The 17,953-nt window shown below is 73.1% G+C and carries 17 protein-coding genes; 3 read left to right on the top strand and 14 right to left on the bottom strand.

What is annotated here, in order from left to right; translation table 11 throughout:
* Nucleotides 1-66: 66 nt before the first annotated feature.
* The 3 genes from OG766_RS27305 to OG766_RS27295 all read left to right on the top strand — a co-directional run bounded on the left by OG766_RS27305 (nucleotide 67) and on the right by OG766_RS27295 (nucleotide 3,974).
* Nucleotides 67-552 carry a MarR family winged helix-turn-helix transcriptional regulator gene (locus tag OG766_RS27305; RefSeq protein WP_328726399.1) on the top strand — a complete coding sequence of 162 codons (486 nt, stop codon included), beginning with the start codon at nucleotides 67-69 and terminating at the stop codon, nucleotides 550-552.
* A gap of 334 nt (nucleotides 553-886) precedes the next feature.
* A complete protein-coding gene (locus tag OG766_RS27300) occupies nucleotides 887-3,526 on the top strand; it encodes a helix-turn-helix transcriptional regulator (protein WP_328726398.1) in 2,640 nt (879 codons plus the stop codon).
* A 25-nt stretch (nucleotides 3,527-3,551) separates the two neighbouring features.
* A complete protein-coding gene (locus tag OG766_RS27295) occupies nucleotides 3,552-3,974 on the top strand; it encodes an acyl-CoA thioesterase (protein ID WP_266388852.1) in 423 nt (140 codons plus the stop codon).
* Nucleotides 3,975-4,038: 64 nt separating this feature from the next.
* Here OG766_RS27295 and OG766_RS27290 read toward each other — a convergent pair whose 3' ends face one another.
* The 14 genes from OG766_RS27290 to OG766_RS27225 form a co-directional block, all read right to left on the bottom strand.
* Nucleotides 4,039-5,220, bottom strand: a complete 1,182-nt coding sequence (locus OG766_RS27290; RefSeq protein WP_266387951.1) for an NAD(P)/FAD-dependent oxidoreductase — start codon at nucleotides 5,218-5,220, stop codon at nucleotides 4,039-4,041.
* 172 nt (nucleotides 5,221-5,392) lie between these two features.
* Nucleotides 5,393-6,451, bottom strand: coding sequence for an LLM class F420-dependent oxidoreductase (locus tag OG766_RS27285; RefSeq protein ID WP_328726397.1), 1,059 nt, complete (start codon nucleotides 6,449-6,451; stop codon nucleotides 5,393-5,395).
* Nucleotides 6,448-7,422, bottom strand: coding sequence for an alpha/beta hydrolase (locus OG766_RS27280; RefSeq protein WP_328726396.1), 975 nt, complete (start codon nucleotides 7,420-7,422; stop codon nucleotides 6,448-6,450). The genes OG766_RS27285 and OG766_RS27280 overlap by 4 nt, the downstream gene beginning before the upstream one ends.
* A complete protein-coding gene (fabG, locus tag OG766_RS27275; protein ID WP_266387958.1) occupies nucleotides 7,419-8,165 on the bottom strand; it encodes a 3-oxoacyl-ACP reductase FabG in 747 nt (248 codons plus the stop codon). The genes OG766_RS27280 and fabG overlap by 4 nt, the downstream gene beginning before the upstream one ends.
* A gap of 178 nt (nucleotides 8,166-8,343) precedes the next feature.
* Nucleotides 8,344-8,598: an acyl carrier protein gene (locus OG766_RS27270; protein WP_266387960.1), complete on the bottom strand. Its 255-nt coding sequence runs from the start codon at nucleotides 8,596-8,598 to the stop codon at nucleotides 8,344-8,346.
* Nucleotides 8,599-8,670: 72 nt separating this feature from the next.
* Nucleotides 8,671-9,477 carry an SDR family oxidoreductase gene (locus tag OG766_RS27265; protein ID WP_328726395.1) on the bottom strand — a complete coding sequence of 269 codons (807 nt, stop codon included), beginning with the start codon at nucleotides 9,475-9,477 and terminating at the stop codon, nucleotides 8,671-8,673.
* A complete protein-coding gene (locus OG766_RS27260) occupies nucleotides 9,477-10,460 on the bottom strand; it encodes a beta-ketoacyl synthase N-terminal-like domain-containing protein (RefSeq protein ID WP_328726394.1) in 984 nt (327 codons plus the stop codon). Before OG766_RS27260 ends, OG766_RS27265 begins: the two co-directional genes overlap by 1 nt.
* Entirely contained in the window at nucleotides 10,457-11,776 is a 1,320-nt protein-coding gene (locus OG766_RS27255; RefSeq protein WP_328726393.1) for a beta-ketoacyl-[acyl-carrier-protein] synthase family protein, read from the bottom strand. Before OG766_RS27255 ends, OG766_RS27260 begins: the two co-directional genes overlap by 4 nt.
* Nucleotides 11,773-12,744, bottom strand: a complete 972-nt coding sequence (locus tag OG766_RS27250; protein WP_328726392.1) for a beta-ketoacyl synthase N-terminal-like domain-containing protein — start codon at nucleotides 12,742-12,744, stop codon at nucleotides 11,773-11,775. Before OG766_RS27250 ends, OG766_RS27255 begins: the two co-directional genes overlap by 4 nt.
* Complete coding sequence (locus OG766_RS27245; protein WP_328726391.1) at nucleotides 12,741-13,883, bottom strand: beta-ketoacyl-[acyl-carrier-protein] synthase family protein; 1,143 nt, start codon at nucleotides 13,881-13,883, stop codon at nucleotides 12,741-12,743. The genes OG766_RS27250 and OG766_RS27245 overlap by 4 nt, the downstream gene beginning before the upstream one ends.
* Complete coding sequence (locus tag OG766_RS27240) at nucleotides 13,880-15,424, bottom strand: class I adenylate-forming enzyme family protein (RefSeq protein WP_328726390.1); 1,545 nt, start codon at nucleotides 15,422-15,424, stop codon at nucleotides 13,880-13,882. Before OG766_RS27240 ends, OG766_RS27245 begins: the two co-directional genes overlap by 4 nt.
* The gene (locus OG766_RS27235) at nucleotides 15,421-16,410 is read right to left on the bottom strand and encodes a beta-ketoacyl synthase N-terminal-like domain-containing protein (protein WP_328726389.1); all 990 of its coding nucleotides are present in this window, start codon (nucleotides 16,408-16,410) and stop codon (nucleotides 15,421-15,423) included. The genes OG766_RS27240 and OG766_RS27235 overlap by 4 nt, the downstream gene beginning before the upstream one ends.
* Nucleotides 16,400-17,695 carry a beta-ketoacyl-[acyl-carrier-protein] synthase family protein gene (locus tag OG766_RS27230; RefSeq protein ID WP_328726388.1) on the bottom strand — a complete coding sequence of 432 codons (1,296 nt, stop codon included), beginning with the start codon at nucleotides 17,693-17,695 and terminating at the stop codon, nucleotides 16,400-16,402. Before OG766_RS27230 ends, OG766_RS27235 begins: the two co-directional genes overlap by 11 nt.
* Nucleotides 17,695-17,952 (bottom strand): acyl carrier protein, encoded by a 258-nt coding sequence (locus OG766_RS27225; RefSeq protein ID WP_266387982.1) that lies wholly within the window; start codon nucleotides 17,950-17,952, stop codon nucleotides 17,695-17,697. The genes OG766_RS27230 and OG766_RS27225 overlap by 1 nt, the downstream gene beginning before the upstream one ends.
* Nucleotide 17,953: the final 1 nt, after the last annotated feature.

The following is a 17,953-nucleotide window of genomic DNA, read 5'->3' as shown; positions in this document are numbered from 1 at the left end:
GACCGATGACTCATGAAGGTTCAAGTGTGAACCGGTCGCGGCGTTCACGCCGGATAGACTCCCGGCATGCCTGAACAGCCTCCGCACCCGAACGAGGAGCCCCGCTGGCTGACCCCGGCGGAGCTGGAGACGTGGCAGCGATTCAGCCTGATGCTGCACAAACTGCCCACCGCTCTGGAAGCGCAGCTGCAGCAGGACTCCGGCCTCCGTTACGCCGAGTACTACGTCCTCGCCGGACTGTCCGACCAGCCGGAACACCGCATGCGGATGAGCGAGCTGGCCATCCTCGCCAACTCCGAGCAGTCCCGCCTCTCCCACATGATGAGCAGGCTGGAACGCCGGGGCTTCGTCCGCCGCGAACCCGACCCCACCAACGGCCGCTACACCCACGCGATCCTCACCGACGCCGGACTCGCCCATCTCGTCGAAGCCGCCCCAGGACACGTGGCCCGGGTGCGCGCCCTCGTCTACGACGTTCTCGACCCCGCCGAGCTGGACAGCCTGCGCTCCGCCGCCGAGAAGATCAGCGAGAGCATCGACCGCTGGGAGTAGCGGAGCGGCCCCGGCAAGAACACCGCCTCTCAGCCGCAGCAGCGGGACGCCGCGTCCTGACGGACCTCGATGCATCGGGGTCGCCGGGCCGCCCGGCCGCCACAGAATATTCAGAAACGGAACCATGTAAATTTTACGAAATCCTGAACTGAGACGAAGATCACACGTCAAACAGGACAAGCCGTCTCCGTTCTCCGACGGTCCGCATGCCAGTCTGGGAGGGCGTTGACCTGCCATTCGACCGCCGTCACGGAGGGAGAATTCCATGACCTGCCACCCGCCGTTACCCGACCTGACGTCCAGGCCTTCACTTAAACCGAAAGTCTGAGACACCATGACGGAACGTCCTGAATTAGTTCAGACTTTCGGCCGGAAAGCAGAAACAGATCGAATAGCGCAACTACTCGCCGCCGGTTCCGCGGGGCGCAGCGGCACTCTCACCGTCCAGGGGCCGCCGGGAACGGGCAAGACCAGGCTGCTGCTGGACTCCCAACGGGCCGCGGAACGACTCGGCTTCACCGTTTCCTCGTTCTTGAACCCCGCCGCGGGCGGACCGGCAGGACGCCATGAGGCCGCATCCCTCATGGCGGTGCTCGACTCCGCCGCAGTGAGCTCCGAGCCCCGGCTGGTCGTGGTGGACAACCTGCACAACGTCCCCGAGGAATTGACCGAGGCAGTGGCGTCACTGGCTCACTACGAGCCGCCGATGAATTCCCGGACGGCTCCCCTCATCCGGATGATCGGGCTGCGCACCGAATTGCAGAACCCATCGATGCGTCGCCTTTCCAGTGAATTTGCCGGGTGCCAGAGAATAGAACTCGGCAGGCTTTCCGAAGCCACTTCGAGGGAACTCGCCGCCGACATCTTGGGCGCCGCTCCCGACCCGAAGCTCGCCGCCATGATCTCCGGCGCGGGAGGAAATCCCCTCCTGATCGTGGAACTCGTCCAGGGGTTGCGCGAAGAGGGTTCCTTGGAGATCTCCCACGAGCGGGCCCGGCTGCTGGACGAACGCATTCCACGACGGGTGCGCGACCTCGCGCAGCACTGGCTGGACTCGCTCTCGGACAAGGCCCGCCAGCTCGTCCAGGTGGCCGCGGCGGTCGGCGGGTCCTTCATGGTCGTCGAGATCGCCTCGATGCTGCGGGAGACCACGGCGTCGATGCTTCCCGCCCTGAACGAGACCATCGCCTCGGGCCTGCTGATCTGTCCGGGCGAGCAGACGGTGTTCCAGCACGAGCTGGTGCGACGCTCCATCGCCGACGCACTCCCCGCCGCGGTCCGGCAGGCGCTGCGCCAGGACGTGAGCGCCCTGCGCAGGCAGCACTGCCTCCAGGTGCCGATACCGCCGGAGTTCCTGGTCACCGGCGGCCGTTCGCCCGGCACGCCGGTGGCGGGGTCCACGGACGCGCCCGGTTCGCTGCACACGCCCGGCCCGCTGCCTGCGCCGGCCCCCCTGCCGGGGGCGACTACGGGACCCGGGATCGTCCACCGGCTGCTGCCCGCCCTGATGATGGCCCGCGGCACCCGCACCGAGCCCCTGCCGCTGGGGCTCGCCGAGGAGTTGCGAGCCGGCCTGACCTCCGTGCTGCAGGCCCACTACGCCGACGCGGAGCTCACCGGGACCGCCGACGCACCGCTCGCCGACCGGACCGACCGGATCACCCGCAACACGGTCTCCCTCTTCGCCGACGGTGTGGAGCGCGCCACCACCCGTGCGCGGGCGCTGCTCGCCGCCCACCAGGGCCGCGACGACGACGCCGACGCGGTGACGGCCACCGTCGTCATGTCCAACCTGGAATGGGCCGTGGGGAACCTCGCCGAAGGGCTCAGATGGGGGCAGCGCGCGGTCCAGCGCCTGGGCCCGGCCACCCCGCCGGTGTGGTCCCCGTACGTCAGACTGGCGCTGGCCACCAAGCTGTCCGACATCGGCCGCTTCGACGAGGCCGAGGAGCTGATCCGCACGGCCCGGACGGAGGCCGAGGCGCTCGGCCACCCGCACACGGCGACGCCGTTGATCGCCAGGGCCAGGCTGCTGCTCCAGTCCAGCCGGCTCCAGGAGGCCCAGGACTGCGCCCAGACCGGGCTGGAGGTCGCGGCGAAGACCGGCGGCGGCTGGGTCGTACCGGTCGGGCAGGCGGTGCTGATCCTGGTCGCGCTGCGCCGCGGCGACCTGGCGTCGGCCGCCGACTACGCGTGGCGCTGCCGGGCGGCCGTCGGCGCCGACAGCACCGTCTTCCCCTCGATCCACTTCGACTGGGGGGAGTGTCTGGTGGCGACCGCGCAGCTCGGCGCGCGGCGCACGGCGGAACTGCTGACCACCACGTACGCCCATCTCCTCACCTCACCCCAGCTGTTCGTGGAGGAGGCGGCGGCCGCGGCCTGGTTCGTCAGGCTCGCTCTGGCGGCGGACGACATGCCGCTCGCGGCGACCGTGGTGACGGCCGCCGAAAGGTTCGCGGCCGCCAACCCGGGGCTCCCCACCCTGGCCGTCGCCGCCCTGCACGCCAGGGGGTTGCTGGAGCGGGACTCCGAGGCACTGCGCCAGGCCGCGCGCGAGCACGTCAGCCCGTGCGCGGGGGCGCTCGCCGAGGAGGACCTGGGGATACTGCTGAGCGCGCAGGAGGAGAAGAACGGCGCTCTCGGCGCCGCCGCGCTGCGGTCCGCGCTGCAGCGCTTCGTACAGATCGGTTCACAGGGCGACATCGAGCGCATCCGGGCCTTCATGGAGGAGCGCGGGACTGCCGTCACGAGCTCTCCCCGCCAGGGCAGGGCCGCCACCGCGGGCTGGGATGCGCTCACGGAGACCGAGCGGTCCATCGCCCACCTGGTCAGTGACGGGCTGACCAACCGCCAGGTCGCACGGCGGGTCAGCCTGTCTCCGCACACCGTCAACTACCACCTCAGGGCGATCTTCCGGAAGCTCGGCATCGGCTCACGGGTGGAAGTCGCCCGTCACATCACCCACAGCGCATGAGATGCGCACCGCAGAAAGGAAGAACATGGCCAAGCCGTTCACGGTCCGGGTCACCGTTCGCGTCTACGAGACCGACGCCCAGGGACACCTCAATGGGAACGTGTACCTCCAGCACGCGGAGCACGCGCGCTGGGAACTGCTGCGCGCGGCCGGGATCAACCAGGGGGACCTGCTGAAGAAGGGCGTCAGTCCGGTCAACCTGGAGACGACCATCAGGTACCACCGTGAGGTGGTCGCCGGCGACGAGGTGGACATCAACTGCGTCTTCGTCTTCGGCGAGGGCAAGAGCTTCCGGGTGGAGCAGACCATGACCAAGGCCGACGGCACGCTCGTGGCGGAGGTCTTCAACGTGGGCGGCATCCTCGACCTGGACGCGCGCAAGCTCGTCTCCGATCCCCGGGAGTGCTTCCGCTCGGTGGCGGCCGATCCGGCAGTGGCCGGGATCTGACCGCCGCCGCGCCGGGCGGCGCCGGTCTCCCCGCTTGTTCTCGCGGGGGGACCGGCGCGGCGTGTCACGCCCCGACGCGTTCCCGCAGCTCCGGTGTCATCAGCTCGTTGGAGGGCAGCACTCCGGAGATGGTGGAGAAGAACCGCGCGGTCATCTGCGCGTCGTCCACGATGGCGCGCATCAGCGGCAGCCGACGGCCCGGCCGCAGCTCGGCCGCGGCCAGGGTGTCCCGGTATCCGTCCATGACCAGCTCGTCCCGCCGCTCGCCGTACCGGCGCAGCGACTTGTCCAGCCCGGGCCCGTCCCGCAGTCCGTCGCCGACGGACTCGACGAGCGCGGTCGCCTGCCGGAAGGCGTCGGTGATGCCCTTGCCGGTGAGCGAGTCCTTGTGGTGGCCCGCGTCCCCCACCAGCGCCCAGCCGGGGCCCGCGGCCCGGCGGAAGAAGTTGCGCTGGTCCCCGGTGCCGAAGAGCCGGTCCTCCTGTGTCGCGCCTGCCATCCGGTCGGCCAGGACGGGTGAGATCGCGGAGATGTTCTCCAGGTAGGCGGTACGGGCGTCCGCGCGCACCCGGTCGTAGTCCGCCATCGGGAAGTAGGTGCCGACCAGGGTCAGGCCGTCGTTGGTGGGGACGAACCCGGCCCACCTGCGGGTGCTCTCGTACACCTCGAATCCGGTGTCGATCCCCGACCAGAACGAGTAGTACGCGCAGGTCAGCATCGGATCCTCCAACTCGGTCCGGGCACCAGCGAGTTCGGCCACCTTGGAACGCATGCCGTCCGCGCCCACCACCAGACGGGCCCGCTCCTCGAACTGCTGCCGGCCCGAGCGGTAGCGGACGCCGGCCACCCGGCCTTCCTCGAAGACCAGCTCGTCGACGGTGGACTGCTCGCGGAACTCCGCGCCGGACGCGACCGCCTCGTCGGTGAGGATGCGGTCCAGCAGATAGCGGCGCGGGGCGTACGCGGCGGTGACGCCGTCGGCGGGCCACGAACAGCCTTCGAGCACCACGTCCTTGACCTGGTGACGGGCGTGGTCGAGCGGCGGGCAACCGGTGGCGGCGACCGCGTCGAGCACGCCCCAGCGCTTCAGGTGGGCGACGCCGGGCTGATGGATGTAGAGGGTCGAGAGGGTGTCGCGGGGGTGGCGGATGCGGTCCAGCAGCAGCACGCGGTATCCGGCGCGGGCGAAGAGCATCGCTGTCGGGGAACCGGCGGCCCGCGCTCCCACCACTATGACGTCGTACACGGGGCGACCGTGCCTTTCCTGGGATCGGAGGTCCGGGGACGGAGGTCTGCGTCGGAAGTCCGGGTTCGGAGGTCTGCGTCGGAAGTCCGGGGTCGGAGGTCCGCGTCGGGGGACGCGGCGCGCGGTGCCCGGGCGGGTACGGGAGCCGGGCGGCGTCCGCGGGCAGGGGCCGTCAACCCACGCCCGCCTTTCCCAGCGCGTCGGCGAGTGCGCGCAGGGTCCGCAGGCCGTCCTCCGCGTCGACGGGGAAGATCATCACGGAGAGCGTGGTGACGCCCGCCTCGGCGTGCTCCCGCAGGGTGTCGGCGATGCGCTCGACGGGGCCCAGCAGACAGGTCCGTTCCAGGAACTGCCGGGGGATCGCCGCGGCCGCCTCGCGCGGGCGGCCCTCCAGGTAGAGCTCCTGGACGCGCCGTGCGGCGTCGGCGTAGCCCATGCGGGCGGCGAGACGGTTGTAGAAGTTCTCCTTGCGGGAGCCCATGCCGCCGAGATAGTGCGCGGTGTACATGCGGACGCGGTCGGCACAGTCGGCGACGTCGTCGCCGACGACCGCGGGCATCGAGGAGACGACGTCGAATCCCGTCAGGTCCCGGCCCGTCCTGGCCCGCCCGGCGCGCAGCAGTGGCAGGTGCTCGGCGACGGTCGCGGGCTGGAAGAACACGGACAGCCAGCCGTCGGCGATCTCCCCGGCCAGTTCCACGTTGCGCGGGCCGACCGCCGCCAGGTAGACCGGCACGTCCTTGCGGCGCGGCCGGGTGCCGAGGCGCAGCGGCTTGCCCGGTCCGTCGGGCAGCGGGAGCCGGTAGTGCGTGCCGTCGTAGACGACGTCCTCTCTGCGCAGTGCCATGCGGACGATGTCCACGTACTCGCGGGTGCGTGCCAGCGGCCTGTCGAAACGCGCGCCGTGCCAGCCCTCGGCGACCTGCGGCCCCGAGACGCCCAGGCCGAGCCGGAAGCGGCCCTCGGAGAGGATGTCGAGTGTGGTGGCGGTCATCGCGGTCATGGCGGGGCTGCGGGCCGGGATCTGCATGGCGGCCGTGCCGAGTTCGATGCGGCTGGTCTGCGCGGCGAGGTAGCCGAGCAGGGACACCGCGTCGGAACTGAAGGCCTCGGCGGTCCAGGCCACCGCGTAGTCGAGCCGCTCCGCCTCCTGTACGTACCTGGCGGAGGTCCTCGGGTCGGCACCCGCGCCGAGGTTGCCGAGGTAGCGCAGGTTCAGTCCGAGTCTCATCGGTGCACCGTCCTGGTCGGATCGGCGACCGCCCCCGGGTCGTTCCCGGTCCGGGCGCAGGCACGGTCCAGGAAGTCCAGGACGGTCGAGAGGTAGCGCTCCTTGTCGGCCCACAGGCCGCGCAGGTGGCGGGCGTCGGGGAGCACGAGGGTCTGGGCGTGCGGGTAGCGGCGGGCCAGCTTCAGGATCTCGTCGGCGGGTACGACGGTGTCCGCGCCGCCGCCGATGAACAGCATCGGGGTGGTGGCGTATCCGGGCGCGGCCGGGGCGGGTGGCCAGTCGGCGCCGCCGATGGTGAGGTGGTTGAACAGCTCGAAGGACCGCTCGGCGACCGCCGCGGCCGTTGCGCCGCGGGTCCGCTCGGGCAGCGGAAGCAGGCCCTCGCGCAGCAGGTTGGGAGAGATCGCCGGGGGGTCGCAGGCGGGCCCGCTGTCGCAGACCACCGCGTCGACGAGCGGGTGCAGCGTCTGCAGCGCGCGCAGCATCGCGAACGAGGAGAGCGAGAAGCCGTACAGCACGAGCCGTGCGCCGGCGTACTCCGGCAGGGTGCTCACGTACCGGGCAGCGGTGACGGTGTCCTGCCCGAACTTCCTGCCGAAGCCGGCGAACCCGCGGTCCTGGAAGCTGTCGCCGTGGTTGCGGTAGTCGAACAGCAGCACCGTGTGTCCGGCCCGGTGCAGACAACGGGCGTAGGGCAGGCTGCGGGACTTGTCCAGACCGAGCCCGTGGCCGAGCAGCACCACGCGGTCCGTACGCTCGCCCCGGCAGAGCCAGCCGGCGAGCGTCCGGCCGCTCCTGCCCGCGGGGATGGCCACCTCCTGCACCCTGAGCCCGAACTGCTCGGGCCGGCGGCGGCGTTCGGGCCCGGGCGGATGGAACGCGGTGTACGCGGTGCGCAGGGCGTCGAGGGGCGCGGCGAGCAGCGCGGCGCCGCGGCGCGTGCGGCGGCTCGTACCGCTGAGGCCGCTCACACCACCAGACCTCCGTCGATGCCGAGCACCTGGCCGCTGATGTACGCGGCCCGCGGCGACACCAGGAAGGAGACCAGGTCGGCGACCTCGTCGGCGGCCCCGAAGCGGCCCAGTGGGACCTTGCCCAGGATCTGCTTCTTGACGGCGTCGGACATGTCGGCCGTCATGTCGGTCTCGATGAGGCCGGGCGCGACGGAGTTGACGCGGATGCCGTACTTGCCGACCTCTCTGGCGAGCGAGCGGGAGAAGCCGATGATGCCGGCCTTGGACGCCGCGTAGTTGCTCTGGGTGGCGTTGCCGTGCACGCCCGCGACGGACGACATGGTCACGATGGTGCCGGTGCGCCGCTTCATGAAGGAGAAGACCGAGGCACGGCAGATGGTGTAGGTGCCGTCGAGGTTGGTGGAGATGACGTCGCGCCACTGGTCGTCGTCCATCAGGACCAGCGGGTTGTCGCGCACGATGCCGGCGCTGGTGACCACGGCGTCCAGCGGGCCGAGGTCCTCCTCGGTCCGGCTGACGAACGCGCGGGCCGCGGCCGGGTCCGCGACGTCCAGCGACTGGGTGAGGACCCGTGCGCCGAGCGCGGTGGCCTCCTTGGCGACCTGCTCGGCCGCGCCGGTGTCGGAGCGGTAGCAGAGCGCCACGTCGAAGCCGTCGCGGGCGAGGCGGGTGACCACGGCCCGTCCTATGCCGCGGGAGCCGCCGGTGACGAGGGCGACCGGTCGTACGCCGTCTGACATGTTGCTGCCTTTCGGTGGGCTGGCGGGTCGGGCTTCTAGGGGCGTTGCTTCGGGGCGGCGTCGAGCACGGCCCCTCGGGCCGGCAGGTGGTACGGACCGGCCCGCGCGGGGCCTGCGACGGGCGCGGGCCCCGCGAACACCGGCCCGTACGGCGCCTGCCCGAGGAGCCGTACGACGGTTACTTGAGCTTCGAGTCGACCAGCGCGCGCACGTGGAGCAGGGTGGAGACCTGCTTGAAGTCGGACTCGGCGACCTTGATGCCGTACTTCTTCTCCAGGTTGACGACGATCTCCAGGGCCATGAGCGAGTCGACCTGGAGGTCGTCGACGAAGTGCGCCTCGTCGGTGACCTCTTCGACAGGTAGTTCCAGGGCGTCGGCGACGAGCGAGCGCAGTTCCTCGGTGTCGACGGCGACGGCGGTGTTCTCGGACATGTGGTGACTTCCTTCCGTACGGATCTGCTGGTCTGCTGGGCGTTGCGGGTGGCGTGCGATGGTGACGGGGATTCAGGCGGTGAGGATCTCGCCGCCGTCGATGCCGATGACGTTGCCGGTGAGCCACGACGAGTCGGACATCGACAGCAGGACGATCGCCTCGGCGACGTCCTCGGGCTCGGTGAGCCGCTTGTGCGGGTTGCGGGCCCGGCACACCTCGGCGTACGCGGCGCTGTGCGGGATCTTCTCCAGGGCGGGCGTGAGCGTGGTGCCCGCACGCAGGGCGTTGGCCGCGATGCCGCGTGGCGCCAGTTCGGCGGCCAGCTGGCGCAGATGGGCCTCCAGGGCCGCCTTGGCGGCGGAGACGGGACCATAGCTGTCCAGGACCTGGGTGCTGCCCGCACTGGTCATTCCGTAGATCTTCGCGCCGCGCCGGAGCAGGCCTGCGGCGAGCAGGTCCTGGGTCCAGTAGACGAGGCTGTTGGCCATGACGTCGAGGGTCATCGCCAACTGCCGGGAGTTGACCGTCTCCTGGTCCTGCGGGCCGTCCTGCGAGGGCGCGAACGGCAGCAGTGTGCCGAACGCCAGCGAGTGCAGCAGGATGCGGACGCCCTTGTCTCCGGCGAGTTCGACGGCCTGGCCGACCACCTCCCTGCGGGTGCTCGCGCTGGCCGCGTTGAGGTTGAAGAAGTGCGCGGACACTCCGGTGTCCCGGAGTTCGTCGGCGAACTTGGCGGCGGCCTCCGCACCGTCGGCGGTGTCGAAGTGCACTCCGATGACGTTGCCGCCGCGTTCCGCGAGCGCCTTGGCGACGGCCCGGCCGAAGCCGCTGGAGACGCCCAGGACGAGGGACCAGGACCCCTGGATTTCCGTGATCATTATCGGCTCCCGTTCTGCTGGGGGTGGTTGAGGGAGAGGTGCGCGGAGGCGTCCAGCCGGGCGAACGTCACGTGGCCCTCCGCCGCGGCCGTCACGACGATCCGGTCGTGGCCGTCCCGGGCGGCGAGCGCGGCGGCGAGGTGGCGCATCGGGGTGAGCGCTCCGGCGCCGGCCGGGGAGAGGGTGAGGTCCGCGCCCCGGTTGCCGAGCCAGGCCGTGACGGCCTCGCCGACGGGCGAGTCGTCGACGATCGCGTCGACCTGCAAGGGCCGGTCCCCGTCATCGGTCAGGGCGCGCCAGGCGTTCTCCAGCGCGCGGCCGGAACGGGCGCCCGGCGCCAGGAAGGCGTCGCGCACCCGCACGGTGCCGTACGAGGACGCCGGGGGCGGACCGCCTGCGCGGGCGCAGACCAGCGCGACGGCTCCGGTGTCACTGCCGTCGGCGCCCGGTTCGCCGGCGGGCAGCGATTCCTCGGTCGCGCCGACGACGAGCACGTCGGCCCGGTCGGCGGCCAGTGCCCTGGCACCGGCGCCGAGCGCGTCCAGGGCGGCGGTGCGCGGCGAGTTGACGGTGAGCGTGAAGCCGTTGACCCGGTGTTCCGTGGCCAGCCGGGACGCGAACAGGCTCATCGCGAAGTACGGCGCGGTCAGCGGGGCGATGGCGTCCGCGCCCTGAGTGATGATCGTGCGGTCCTGCTCGTCCAGCAGGGCCATGCCGGCGTTGTCCGTGCCCACGACGACGCCACGGCGTTCCGCGGGGACGGCGGACAGTGCTCCGTCCGCGTCCGCCAGAGCGTTCCCGGTGGCGGCGAGCAGGTACTGGCAGGCCGAGGGCAGCCGCTTGTAGCCGCGGCCCGGCAGCGCGGCGGCCACGTCGAGCCAGCCGGGGCCGGGGGTGCCGGTGACGGCCGGGGACAGGGCCTCGGTGGGCTTGTCGGTGCCGGGCAGGCAGACGCCCACCCCGAGGATGTCGAGAGCGCTCATGCGGCGGCTCCCCGCGTGCCCGTGTCCTGGGGGGCGGGAGCGTGACGCGCGGTGGCCGCCTGTCCCGCCGTGCCCTGGCGTTCGCGTGCGGATCCGGCCCCCGGCACGCCCGACAGGACGAGCGAGACGTTGTTGCCGCCGAATGCGTAGGCGTTGACCAGTACGGCGGACGCGCTCAGCGGCACCGGCCGGTCCTGCGGCAACCACACCGCGCAGCGCGGGTCCTGCGCGGTGACGGGCGCGTTGGCCGGGACGCGCCCGTGGTGCAGCATCAGCGCGGCCGTGAGCACGCCGAACGCGCCGGCGACTCCCGCCGTGTGCCCGATCATGGCTTTGAGGCTGAACAGGGGGAGTTCGTCGCAGTGTTCGCCGAACACCTCGCGCAGCGCCTCGCTCTCCACGACGTCGTTGAGCGGGGTGCCCGTGCCGTGCGGCACCACGCCCCCGACGTCCTCGGGCCGTAGACCCGCGTCGGCCAGGGCCCGGCGCATGCCGCGCACGGCCTGGGTGCCGCCGGGGTCGGGGGCGGTGGGGTGGTGGGCGTCGCAGCTGAACGCGGCGGCGGACAGTTCCGCGTACGGCGTGGCCCCACGGGCCTCGGCGTGCTCGGCCGACTCCAGCACCAGCATCGCCGCGCCGTCGCCGAAGAGGGTGCCCTGGCGGTCGGTGTCGAAGGGCCGGCAGGCGACCGGGTCGGCCGCGCCGATGCGGTTGAACACGCCCATGCCCACGCGGGTCGGGCCCTCCGCACCGCCGGTGAGGACCACGTCCGCCTCACCGGCCCGGATCATGTCCGCCGCGATCGCCGCCGCGTAGCCGCTGGCCGCACAGGCGTTGCCGACGCTGGTGCTGCCGCCGGTGGCGCCGATGGCGGCCGAGACCGCGGCGGAGGTCACCGTCATCGGGGACCACCTGCCGGCGCCCTGACGGATCGGTGCGCCGTGCTCGGCGGCCCGCCGGGCCTCGTGCCGGCCGGCGTTGCCCATCTCCACGCCCAGGACGACACAGAGCCGTTCGCGCCGCGCCTCGTCCAGCCCGGCGTCCGCCACCGCTTCATGGGCGGCGGCGATCGCCATGCGGGGTCCCGCGGCGAGCTCCACGTGGGCGTGCCGCTCGGGCCCGTCGGGAACGTCGGCCGCGGGCACCAGGTACATCAGCCGGTTTTCCATACGGGCGTCCGGGTCGGTCACGGGCCGGGGTGCGCCCCCTCCTGAGGTCAGGCCCTGCCAGAAGGCGGGCACGCCCGAGCCCAGGCAGGAGATCGCCCCGAGACCGGTGACGACCACCCGGCGGCCGTTCGCTCCCCGATGGCTCATGCCGCCTCACCGGCTCCGGTCAGCACCAGTGCGGCAGCCGCGTCGTCCGTCTCTCCCCCGCCGCTGGTGGCCAGTACGGGGCCGGGGCCGCCCGCGGCGAGGTGGGCGACGCCCGCCGCGGCCTGGACGACGCCGAGCGCTCCCGAGCAGTGGCCGAGCCGCGTGGTGAGGTCCACCGCACAGGCCGCTCCGGCGTCCTCGGCCGCGCCGAGCCACAGTCCCGGGGCGGGCGCGCCCTCGTGCAGCGCCTGGGCGAGCGCCGTGGCGGAGTCGGCGGCCCGCACGCTGCGGGACAGCGTGGCCAAGGGGCGGGCGCCGCGTTCGGCGGCCCGCTCGGCGGACTCCAGGACCAGTGCCGCCGCCCCGTCGAGCACGCCGCGGCCCGAGCCGTCCTCCAGCAGCCTGGCGGCGGGCTCGGTGTGCGGCTCGACCCCGATGACGACGACCGTCTCGGCCCTGCGCGCGGCGAGCAGGTTGCGCGCCCAGTAGAGCGCGTCGGCCCCGCTCGTCGCCCCGTTGCACACGGTGAGGTTGGGCCCGCGCATCCCGTACCGGATGGCGATCCAGCCCGCGATCACATTGGACGAGGTGTGCGGCAGGCCGAGCGGGCTCAGTCCGGTGACCGTGTGCTCGGTGATGGTGTCGACGAAGTCGCAGACGCTGTCGAGGTTGCCCAGGTTGGAGGAGATCACCACGGCCGTGGTGTCGCCCGGTCCGGTGTACGTCTCACCGTCGTCGGACAGCAGGCCGGCCTGGCGCAGTGCGGGGCCGACGGCGCGCAGAGCGAGGCGCGAGGCACGGTCCTTGTGCCGCATCGTCCTGCCCTTGAGGCCGGTGGCCGGGTCGAACCCCCCGACGGGGGCGTCCGGGCGGAGAAGGTCGGCGGCTTCCGTCAGGCCGGGGATGGCGATGCCGACCCCGGCGATCACGACGGCTTTCGCCGAACCCGCTTCGTGGCGCGCGGTCACGGGCGGTCCCCCTTCTCCAGGACGGCCACGGCGTTGATGCCGCCGAAGCCGAACGCGTTGACCTGTGCGGTGGACAGCCGTGCGGTGGCGGCCCTGTCGCGGACCAGGCGCAGTCCGGCCGCCTCGTCGATCGGGTCGGTCAGGCCCCGTACGGGCGGGACGACGCCGTGTCGCAGGGCGAACGCCGCGGTGACCAGGCTGAGCAGTCCGGAGCCGCCCAGGGTGTGTCCGGTCATGGACTTGATCGCGGTGAGCAGGGGGCCGGCGCCGGCGCCTTCGAAGACTGCGGACACCGCGGTCGCCTCGGCCGAGTCGTTGAGCTGGGTGCCGCTGCCGTGCAGCATCACCAGGTCGATCTCGTCGGCCTTGAGCCCGGCCCTCCGGTGCGCGTCCCTGATGGCCCAGGAGATGGTCGTCGGGTCGGGGGCGGTGGGGTGTACGGCGTCGCAGTTCATGCTGACGCCGCGGACGACGGCGTGAACTCCCGCGCGGGCGACGCCCTTTCGCTGGACGACGACGGCGACCGAGCCCTCGCCCATCAGCATGCCCGCGCGGGCCCGGTCGAAGGGCCGCAGTGCGCGCGGCGTCTCGTTCTGTACGCGGTCGAGCGTCCCGAAGGCGCTCTCCGTGATCGAGTCGGTGCCCGCCACCACCACGGTGTCGGCCAGTCCGAGCTCGATCATGTCGGTGGCCATGCCCAGCGTGTACAGCGTGGCGGCGCAGGCGTTGGCGAACGTGTGGCTCCGCGCCGTGCCGAACCGGTCCCGCAGCGCGCTGCCGAAGTGCAGGTCCCGCACGGTCAGCGGTGCGCCGTCGCGCCACCACAGCTCGGCCGAGCGCTGTTCCCGCAGCGTCGTCCCGACGAGGACGGGGACGTCGTCGGCCGCGGTGTCCAGACCGGCGTCGGTGAGGGCCTGTTCGACCGCGGTCTCCAGCCATCGGGTGGCGCGCAGCGGGCGGTCGGCGCCGTCCGGGCCGCGGTCGTCGATCTCGTACGCCTGCTTCGCGCGGTACTTGTCCTCGTCGAAGGCATGCAGGTCGGTCAGGCCGCTGCGGCCCGCGCACAGCGCGTCGTAGACGGCTCGCGGGTCGTCGCCGATGCTCGCCACGGCCCCGAGGCCGGTGATGTCCCAGCTCATCGGTCGGCCACTGCTTCCCGGCCCGCCGACTCCCGCAACCGGTTGCGGGCGAGCTTTCCCGTGGACGTGGTGGGCAGTACGTCGATCACCTCGACCCTGGCCGGGCGCTTGAAGGCCGCCAGACGGGTGCGGAGAAGGGCGAGGATCGCCTTGCGGACGACGCTGGGGTCGGCGCCCGGCACGGGGACGGCGTAGGCCACCGCCTGGTCGAGCCCGTTCTCGTCGCTCACGGCCACGACCGCGCACTCCGCCACCTCTTCGGCCTCGCGCACGACCGCCTCGATCTCGCCGGGGGCCACCTTGTAGCCGCCCATGTTCAGCAGGTCGTCGGCGCGGCACAGATACCAGAGCTCGCCCGCGTCGTCGCGGCGGACGATGTCGCCGGTGTACACGCCCCGGTCGGCGAAGGTGCGGCGGGTGGCCTCGGTCCGGTTGAGGTAGCCGAGCGCCACGGAGGGCCCGGCCACGTGCAGCCTGCCCTCGGTTCCTTCGGGGACCGGTTCGCCGTCCTCGCCCCTGACGGTCGCGGTGGCGCCCGGGACCGGGAGGCCCGTGGCCCCCGCGGTGATGGCCGCGGGCGGGGTGGCGACGACGAAGTGCAGGGCCTCGGTGGCGCCCAGGCCGTTGACGAGCGGCACGCCGAACGTCTCGCGCACCCGTTCCGCGAGCGCGGCCGGGCAGTGTTCACCCGCGGTGGCGGCAAGCCGCAGCGAGGCGGTCGCCTCGGTGCCGTGGCTCGCGGCCAGGGCGAGCAGGGCGACGTACATCCTGGGCACGGAGAACAGCACGGTCGGCCGGTGGCGGTGTAGCGCGCTGTGGACCGCGTGCGCGTCGACGCCGCCGCGCAGCACCACGGTGCGGGCGCCGGCGGCGAGCGGCAGGATGACGGAGTTCCCGAAGCCGTACCCGAAGGACACCTTGGCGGTGGAGAGCACCACGTCGTCGGGGCCGAGCCCGAGCAGTGAGCCGACCGAAGCGGCGACGGCCTCGATGCCGGTGGCGGCGTGCAGCACGCCCTTGGGCGATCCGGTGCTGCCCGAGGTGTACTGGATCAGAGCGGGCTGCCCGGCGGCCCAGTCGGCCTCCTCGGCCGCCGCTGCGGGGGCGTACGCCTGGGACTCGGTGTCGCTCATGAAGATCGTGCGGACCTCGTCGCCCGTGGTGCGCGGCAGCTGGTCGATGTCCGCGCCCAACTCCCGCCGGGCGGCGTTCGGTACGTCGAAGTGTGCGAAGGCGGCCTCGCAGTCGGCGGCCATGAAACGCAGTTCGGGGTCGGACAGCGCGGGGCTGACCGGCACGGGCACACAGCCGTGCCACCACAGGCCCAGGATCGCGGCGGTGGTCGCCACCGAGTCGTCGGCCACCACCAGCGCCCGGGCGCCCGCGGGAATCCCGCGCTCGCGCAGGGCCCCCGCGTAGCCGACCACGGCGTCGTGGAGCTGCGCGTAGGTCACCTCGCCGATATCGGGGTCCACATGGCTGACGCGGTCCCCCACGCCTGCCGACACGTGCTTGCCCACCAGTAGTTCCACCAGTTTCATCGCGGACCTTTCCTTCGGGACGTCACTTCCACGGCGACGGCGTTGCCGCTGCCGAGGGCCAACGCGAGGACGCGCGGGCCCGGTTGTTCCACAGAGCTGCCGGGGGCCGCCGTCAGGGCGACCGCGGTGACCAGCGCGGCGACGCCACCGGCGGCCCCCAGGTCGCCGAACCGCTCCTCGACGCGCAGCAGCGGCGCGGCACACAGCAGGGCCAGGGCGCCCGCGGTGCGGGTGTCCGTCGCGGGCGCGGACAGGACCAGGTGGTCCGGCGGCCCGTCCAGCCGTTCCAGGCAGGAGCGGACGAAGGCGTCGATGCCGTTTCGGGCCGTACGGGTCCTGAGGAGCGGCCGGACGGTCGCTCCCCCGCCGTCCGGCGCGTGCCGCTGGAGCACCGCGCACAACGCGCCCTCCGCCGGGTCGCCGCCGGGGCAGGACCGCCACGCGGACGTCTCCGCCGAGCCTCCGACCACGACGCGCTCGCACCGGCCCCACGTCAGCATCCGTACGGCTTCGGTGACGGCGTGGGCGCCCGCGTCCTGCTCCCCGGTCACGTTCAGGTACGGCCCGTCGAGGCCGAGGCGCACGGACACCGCCGTCACGGGCGCGGTGAACGCGGAGTGCGCGGTGCGCCGTGGGGAGACCCGTCCCGGCCCGAACTCCGGTATGTCGGCGCAGGTCTGGGCGTAGGCGGCCAGGCCCGCGGTGGACGAGGCCCACACGGTGGCGGTGCTGCCGCCCGCGCCCGGCGCCCCGGATGCACCGGGTGTGCCGGGTGTGCGGGCGGACGCGGCCGCCAGGGCGTCTGTGGCGGCGGCGAGCGCGTGCGCGTGCTCCGGTGCCTCGTGCGCGAAGCGGTGGAGGCCGGACGGGGCGAGCAGACCGGACGGTCCTGCCGCACCCGGAAGCCGGACGCCCAGCCCGGCCACAGCCACCACGGTCTGCCGCGCGGGGGCGCGCGGGACGGTGCGTACGGTCTCAGGCCTCATCGTCGCCCCCGGCCGCGCCGAGCAGGAGCGCGGACACCCCGCCGCCCAGCCCGAAGGCGAGGCTGAGCACGGTGGCGACCGGGGCTTCGCGGCCCCGCGGCGGCACCAGGTCCAGGCCGGCGCAGGCCGGGTCGGGCCGCCGGAGGGTGGCGTTGCCCGGGAGGTGTCCCGCGGCCATCGCGAGCACCGCCACCACCGCTTCGAGTACTCCTGCCGCGCCCTGGGTGTGGCCGAGCATGCCCTTGAGCGAGGACACGGCGGGCCTGCGCCGCCCGGGTCCGCCGAGGGCGGAGACGATGGCCCGCGCCTCGACGCCGTCGCTCGCTCGGGTGCCGGTGCCGTGCGCGCACACCCAGTCGATCTCCTCGGGTGCACGGCCCGCGTCGCGCAGACAGGTGCCGATCGCCTCGACGAGGGCGTCACCGGTCGGCCGCGGCCGGGTGAGGTGGTAGGCGTCGGCCGCGGCACCGTGCGCCAGGAGGACGGCCAGCGGCAGGCCGCCGCGTGCGGCGCAGTGCTCGGCGCTCTCCAGGATCAGGACGGCGGCGCCCTCGGCGGGCTGCATGCCGAGCCGGTCGTCGTCGAAGGGGCGGGCGACGTCGGGGGCGAGCGCCCGCAGCGTGGTGAACATGGCGAACACCTCCTGGGAGAGCTCCTCGGCCCCGCCGCAGATCGCGATGTCCACCTCTCCCTCGGAGATCGCGGCGGCTCCGCAGGCCACGGCGTCGCCGCCGACGGAACAGCCGGAGGCCAGCAGCACCACGGGCCCGTCGACGGGTACGACTTCGGGCACCAGGTCGAGCAGCCGGGCCGGCTCGGCCCAGTCGGTGCCCTCGGCCGTCAGTCCGGCGGAGGTGATGCCGTGGTCCAGGACCGGCCTGGTGCCCATGACCGTCCCGGCGAAGACGCCGGTACGGGCGCCACCTTCGGTACGGGTGAACCCCGCGGTGCGGGTGAGCCCGCCGGTGTGGGCGCCACCCCCGGTGCGTGTGAGCCCCGCGCCATGTGCCGCTTCCGCCGCGGCGGCGGCCAGGCAGCGTGCGGCGAGCGAACGGTGCGGCGGGACGAGCGAGTCGAGCCGGGACAGCGCGGACCGGGGGATCTCCCCGGCACGGTGCGAGGGATGGCGGGAGGTGTCGAAGCGGGTGACGGCTCCCGTGGTCACGCGGCCTCCGCGTACGGCGTCCCACAGCGCCCGGTGACCGAGTCCGGCCGGCGACACCGCGCCGACCCCCGTCACCACGATGCCGGCGCGCCCGGGGGTGCGCTCGACGGCAGTCGCCATCAGACCACCTTTCCCTTGTCGCGCAGCAGCGCCAGCACGGCCGACGCCGACGTCATTTCGGCCGCCTCCTGGGGGCTGACCGGGATCGCGAATTCCCGCTCCACCCGCACGGCGATCTCGACCTTCTCCAGGGAGTCCGCCGCCAGGTCGTCGTAGAAACTCGCGTCCGGCTCCACGCTGTCGATGTCGATCTCCAGGACTTCCGCGACGATGCCGCGCACACGGTCGAGAGCGGCGACGCTCTGCACATCGGACATT

Source organism: Streptomyces sp. NBC_00259, assembly GCF_036181745.1.
Lineage (GTDB): Bacteria > Actinomycetota > Actinomycetes > Streptomycetales > Streptomycetaceae > Streptomyces > Streptomyces pratisoli.
Note: the sequence above shows the minus strand (reverse complement) of the source record. Positions and strands in the feature narration are given on the sequence as shown.

Excerpts from the sequence above, each read along its gene's own strand:
- OG766_RS27305 (WP_328726399.1), top strand. The coding sequence starts at position 67 with ATGCCTGAACAGCCTCCGCACCCGAACGAGGAGCCCCGCTGGCTGACC.
- OG766_RS27300 (WP_328726398.1), top strand. The coding sequence starts at position 887 with ATGACGGAACGTCCTGAATTAGTTCAGACTTTCGGCCGGAAAGCAGAA.
- OG766_RS27295 (WP_266388852.1), top strand. The coding sequence starts at position 3,552 with ATGGCCAAGCCGTTCACGGTCCGGGTCACCGTTCGCGTCTACGAGACC.
- OG766_RS27285 (WP_328726397.1), bottom strand. The coding sequence starts at position 6,451 with ATGAGACTCGGACTGAACCTGCGCTACCTCGGCAACCTCGGCGCGGGT.
- fabG (WP_266387958.1), bottom strand. The coding sequence starts at position 8,165 with ATGTCAGACGGCGTACGACCGGTCGCCCTCGTCACCGGCGGCTCCCGC.
- OG766_RS27270 (WP_266387960.1), bottom strand. The coding sequence starts at position 8,598 with ATGTCCGAGAACACCGCCGTCGCCGTCGACACCGAGGAACTGCGCTCG.
- OG766_RS27265 (WP_328726395.1), bottom strand. The coding sequence starts at position 9,477 with ATGATCACGGAAATCCAGGGGTCCTGGTCCCTCGTCCTGGGCGTCTCC.
- OG766_RS27260 (WP_328726394.1), bottom strand. The coding sequence starts at position 10,460 with ATGAGCGCTCTCGACATCCTCGGGGTGGGCGTCTGCCTGCCCGGCACC.
- OG766_RS27255 (WP_328726393.1), bottom strand. The coding sequence starts at position 11,776 with ATGAGCCATCGGGGAGCGAACGGCCGCCGGGTGGTCGTCACCGGTCTC.
- OG766_RS27245 (WP_328726391.1), bottom strand. The coding sequence starts at position 13,883 with ATGAGCTGGGACATCACCGGCCTCGGGGCCGTGGCGAGCATCGGCGAC.
- OG766_RS27240 (WP_328726390.1), bottom strand. The coding sequence starts at position 15,424 with ATGAAACTGGTGGAACTACTGGTGGGCAAGCACGTGTCGGCAGGCGTG.
- OG766_RS27235 (WP_328726389.1), bottom strand. The coding sequence starts at position 16,410 with ATGAGGCCTGAGACCGTACGCACCGTCCCGCGCGCCCCCGCGCGGCAG.
- OG766_RS27230 (WP_328726388.1), bottom strand. The coding sequence starts at position 17,695 with ATGGCGACTGCCGTCGAGCGCACCCCCGGGCGCGCCGGCATCGTGGTG.
- OG766_RS27225 (WP_266387982.1), bottom strand. The coding sequence starts at position 17,952 with ATGTCCGATGTGCAGAGCGTCGCCGCTCTCGACCGTGTGCGCGGCATC.